The sequence below is a fragment of the Teichococcus aerophilus genome (assembly GCF_014490485.1).
In the GTDB taxonomy this organism is placed as follows: Bacteria; Pseudomonadota; Alphaproteobacteria; order Acetobacterales; family Acetobacteraceae; genus Pseudoroseomonas; species Pseudoroseomonas aerophila.
The window spans coordinates 1-4,540 of the sequence record NZ_JACTVA010000073.1 but is presented as its reverse complement, the minus strand read 5'-3'; the positions used below and the strand labels follow the sequence as shown (position 1 = coordinate 4,540).

Annotated in this window: 6 protein-coding genes; all 6 read left to right on the top strand. The window is 70.2% G+C overall.

The genetic code is table 11. The features are described from left to right. The first annotated feature begins 314 nt into the window (after window positions 1-314). Window positions 315-1,160 (top strand): creatininase family protein, encoded by an 846-nt coding sequence (locus IBL26_RS23385; RefSeq protein ID WP_187786925.1) that lies wholly within the window; start codon window positions 315-317, stop codon window positions 1,158-1,160. A 203-nt stretch (window positions 1,161-1,363) separates the two neighbouring features. Then, window positions 1,364-1,927 (top strand): NADPH-dependent FMN reductase, encoded by a 564-nt coding sequence (locus IBL26_RS23380; RefSeq protein WP_187786924.1) that lies wholly within the window; start codon window positions 1,364-1,366, stop codon window positions 1,925-1,927. Window positions 1,928-2,724: 797 nt separating this feature from the next. Further along, window positions 2,725-3,489, top strand: coding sequence for a phosphoribosylaminoimidazolesuccinocarboxamide synthase (gene purC, locus IBL26_RS23375; protein ID WP_187786923.1), 765 nt, complete (start codon window positions 2,725-2,727; stop codon window positions 3,487-3,489). 82 nt (window positions 3,490-3,571) lie between these two features. Next, window positions 3,572-3,826, top strand: coding sequence for a phosphoribosylformylglycinamidine synthase subunit PurS (gene purS, locus IBL26_RS23370; RefSeq protein WP_187786922.1), 255 nt, complete (start codon window positions 3,572-3,574; stop codon window positions 3,824-3,826). Between the two features lie 58 nt (window positions 3,827-3,884). Further along, entirely contained in the window at window positions 3,885-4,160 is a 276-nt protein-coding gene (locus IBL26_RS23365) for a hypothetical protein (protein ID WP_187786921.1), read from the top strand. After that, window positions 4,148-4,540, top strand: a 393-nt coding sequence (locus IBL26_RS23360; protein WP_187786920.1) for a hypothetical protein, incomplete at its 3' end; no start/stop codon positions are given. The genes IBL26_RS23365 and IBL26_RS23360, both read left to right, overlap by 13 nt.

Genomic DNA, 4,540 nt, shown 5'->3' with positions numbered 1-4,540 from the left:
TGTCATGCCCCCGTACCGCCGCTCCGGCAGCCGCCCCTCCGGTGGCCGCCGCACCGCCCCCCCCGCCTCACGCCGCCCCCTTCCCCCCGGCCCGCGCCCGTGGTTCCGTGCCAACCCCCGGGCCCGGCGCCCCACCACCGCGCCCCGCCCGTGCCCTGGATGGCGCGATCCAGGCCCGCCATCCCGCACGCGGCCAACGCGCCGGCCGCGCCGTCCCTTGGCGTGACCAGCCCGCCGGCCGTCACGCCCATCGCTTGGTTTGTCCGCGTGATCCAGGGGCCGCCGGCCCTCACGCCTGAAGCAGGAGCCACCGCATGCCCGATACCGCCACCGACGCCGTCCGCTGGGAACGCCGCACGGCGCCGGAACTGCGCGCCCTGGCGCAGCAGGATGCGCTGGTCGTCCTCCCCGTCGCCTCGATGGAACAGCACGGCCCCCACCTGCCGGTGTGGACGGACAGCATGATCGGCCATGCCTGCGCCCTGGAAGCAGCCGCCAAGGCCACCGACGTGCCCGCCATCGTCCTCCCCCCGCTCTGGACCGGCCTGTCGGAACACCACCTGCCCTTCGGCGGCACCATCAGCCTGGACTACAACACCTTCCACAACGTGCTGCGCGGCATCTGCCGCTCCATCCTGGCCGACGGCTTCAAGCGCCTGCTGCTGGTCAACAGCCACGGCGGCAACATCGACCCCCTGGCCGTCTCGGCGCGGGAACTCTGCGTCGAATTCGCCATTCCCGTCGTCGCCACCACCATCTTCCACGTCTCCGGGCCGGAACTCGGCAAGATCCTGGAAAAGCAGTCCGGCGTCATGCATGCGTGTGAGGCGGAAACCAGCTTCTGGCTCGCCATCGACGGCACCCAGGTCCGCCACGACAAGCTGGAAGAAGCCATCTCCCCCGGCGGCGACACCACCGGCAGCCCCTTCGCCCGCTTCTGGTCCTTCGCCGAACGCGCCCCCGTCACCGGCGTGATGGGCGACCCCCGCGCCGCCACGGCCGAGAAAGGCAGGAAGCTGCTGGACGTCGTCTCCACCGCCCTGGCCGACGCCATGCGCAACCCCAATCTGTGGCGCGCGCCGGACAGTGTCTGGGCCCCCGGCCGCGTCTGGGGCAGCCATGACGGCCGCCTGCCGAAGGATGCCCCCACCGGCGCCTGACACCCCACAACCGGCGGACATGGGAGCATGATGCGCCCGCATCGTTCGCGCCCCACGCTCCATGCCTTTGTCGGGTCGCGTGATTCAGGCTTTCGGCGATTCCACCGCAAGCCATCGCGCTCCAGGCAACCGAAGCCGCCATCCCCCGCTTCAAACCCGCACCACGCCCACCCGAACGACCCAGCTCAAGGAGAGCCCGACCCATGGCCACCCGCACCGTCGCCGTCCTCGTCGGCAGCCTTCGCAAAGATTCCTACAACCGCAAGCTCGGCCAGGCCCTGGCCCGGCTCGCCGCCCCTTCCCTCGAATTCCGCTTCGTCGAGATCGGCGACCTCCCCCTCTATAACCAGGACCTGGACGCCGCCTACCCGCCCGCCGCCACCCGCCTGAAGGAACAGGTCCGCGCCGCCGACGCCGTCCTCTTCCTCACCCCGGAATACAACCGCGCCATCCCCGGCGTGCTGAAGAACGCGATCGACTGGGGCAGCCGCCCCTATGGCCAGAGCGCCTGGGCCGGCAAGCCCGCCGCCATCGCAGGCGCCTCGGTCGGCGCCGTCGGCACCGCCGCGGCCCAGCAACAACTCCGCGCCATCCTCGGCTACCTGGACATGCCGACCCTCGGCCAGCCGGAAGTCTTCCTGCACTTCAAGGACGGACTGATCGACGACCAGGGCACCATCACCAACGAAGGTACCCAGAAGTTCCTTCAGGGCTTCGTCACCAAGTTCACCGCCTGGATCGAGCAGATCTCCCCCGCCAAGGGCTGAGGCGTGGAGCAAAGGCCGGGGGGGAAGGAATTCCCCCCGGACCCCCCATCTTTTTTCTGCGAGTGTTGCGGCGGCCCACACGGCATGCGGCCGCCATTCACCTGGCGTCCTTCCGGCTGCCCCGGTCGCATAACCCCTTCCGCCACCGTGGGCGCCATCATCATATTCAAGGCGTGGCCACCCGGGCGGAACCGTCAGCCGCCGGAAGTCGGGAACCTCCGGCGCGAACCAGCCGGATTCAAAGCAGGCCAAGATGCCTTCAGTCGCGTCCGGTAACCCTGAAGTCCGAAGAGCCGGCCAGGAACGCCCAAACGCCCTCAGGCCGCCATCCCTCCGTCAACCAGCCACCTTGCCAGCATCCGGCAGCAGCCGCCGTCACCCACACAAAGCCGCGGCAAACGGTGTGGTGGCGAAGCCTGGCCCCGCGCCAACACCGCACGCGCCACCGACCGGCAGGTACCAGACCAACCCGCAGAACAAGATGAGGGAGGTCTGAAGGGAAAATTCCTTCTCCCTCCAGGCCGAACCAGCGCCCGGCTTCATCCCCAAGCCCAGCCCAGCCGTCACGCCCCCAAGCCCAAGCCCAAGCCCAAGAGCCAGCCGCCGCATCGCACCAGCACAACCCCAGCCCGCCAAGCCCCCCCACGCCTCGTCCCAGCCGGAACACAGCATGGCCCTGCGCCGCATGAATGGCAGGGGGGCTGCCCTGCCGGTTGGCGCCGCACCCCCCCGCCTGCTATACGCCCCGCGAACCACGCCGGCCGCCACCGCCCGGCGCCGAAGAGGATTCCCGCACCATGGCCCGTCGCCGCCAGCTCTACGAAGGTAAGGCCAAGGTCCTGTTCGAGGGCCCCGAGCCCGGCACCCTCGTCCAGTATTTCAAGGATGACGCCACCGCCGGCAACGGCACCAAGAAGGGCATCATCACCGGCAAGGGCGTGCTGAACAACCGCATCAGCGAATACCTGATGCTGCGCCTGGGTGAGATCGGCGTCCCCACCCACTTCATCCGCCGCCTGAACATGCGGGAGCAGCTGATCCGCGAGGTGGAGATCATCCCGCTGGAGGTGGTGGTCCGCAACGTCGCCGCCGGCTCGCTCGCCCAGCGCCTCGGCATCCAGGAAGGCACCCGCCTGCCGCGCAGCATCGTCGAGTACTACTACAAGAACGACGGCCTGCAGGACCCCATGGTGTCGGAGGAGCACATCACCTGCTTCGGCTGGGCCTCCACGCAGGACCTGGACGACATGGTCGCCCTCACCCTGCGCATCAACGACTTCCTCTGCGGCCTGTTCCTCGGCGTCGGCATCGTCCTGGTCGACTTCAAGCTGGAATTCGGCCGGCTGTATGAGAACGACGAGATGCGCATCGTCCTGGCCGACGAGATCAGCCCGGACAATTGCCGCCTGTGGGACGTCAAGACCGGCGAGAAGATGGACAAGGACCGCTTCCGCCGCGACCTCGGCAAGGTCGAGGAAGCCTACCAGGAAGTCGCCTCCCGCCTCGGCATCACCCCCGAGGCCGGCGTGCGCGACATGAAGGGCCCCGAGGCCATGCAGTGACCGGCCTCTCCTACACGACGCTTGCCATGACCATGCCCGCCGCCTGCTACCCTGCTTCGACGATCCGGAAGGTGATCCCCCAATGAAGGCCTATGTCACCGTCATGCCCAAGAACGGCGTGCTCGACCCCCAGGGCAAGGCCATCGGCCACGCCCTCGGCACCCTCGGCTTCTCCGGCGTCGGCGAAGTCCGGGCCGGCAAGGTGATCGAGCTGGACCTAGCCGAGACCGACCCCGCCAAGGCCAAGGCCGTGGCCGAGGACATGGCCCGCAAGCTCCTGGCCAACACCGTGATCGAGTCCTTCAAGGTCGAGCTCGCACAGGAAGAACGCGCCTGAGCGCACCCGCGCTCCCCCGCAGCCAGGGAGGCCCACGCCCCCAGGGAGGCTCACGCCCATGGTAAAAGCCTCCCTGCTGCTGATGCTCCTGCTCACGGTCCTCATCGGCATGGGCCTGCGCTGGCGGGAGGACCGCATGGCCTCCCCCGCCCTCAAGGCCGCCCAGCAGGGCCAGCCCGGCCAACGCCGCGGCAAGCCCGCCAAGGCCCGCCCCGGCCTGCTCGCCCGCGGCAAGATCAGCCTCGACCGCTGGGTCACCGCCGCCGCCATCGCCGCCGCCGTCACCATCGCCCTCATGGGCGGCCTGCACTGGATCCGCGTATGGATCGGCTGAAAACCGTCGGCATCCCCATGCTCGGCCTCGTCGCCGCCGCCGCCCTGGTCATCGCCATGCTGCCCGGCCGCCCCGATGGCCCGCGCGCCCAGGCCGGCGCCAACCAGCCCGCCGCCACCGAGGCCGGCGCCCTCTCCAACCTCTGCGCCGGCTGGGGCCGCGCACGGCTGGACTGCGCCGCCTTCGTCACCCACTTCATGACCAACCTGGCCGAGCGCGACCCCGCCCTCAGCCTCTGCACCCCCACCCCCGCCAACCTGGCGGACTGGACCGTCACCACCCTGCGTGGCACCCCGCCCGACAGCCCCTGGGCGCCCACCCTGGAAGCCGCGCTGACAACGGGCCGCACGGCCCACCCCCTGCCCTGCCCCCCACCCGCC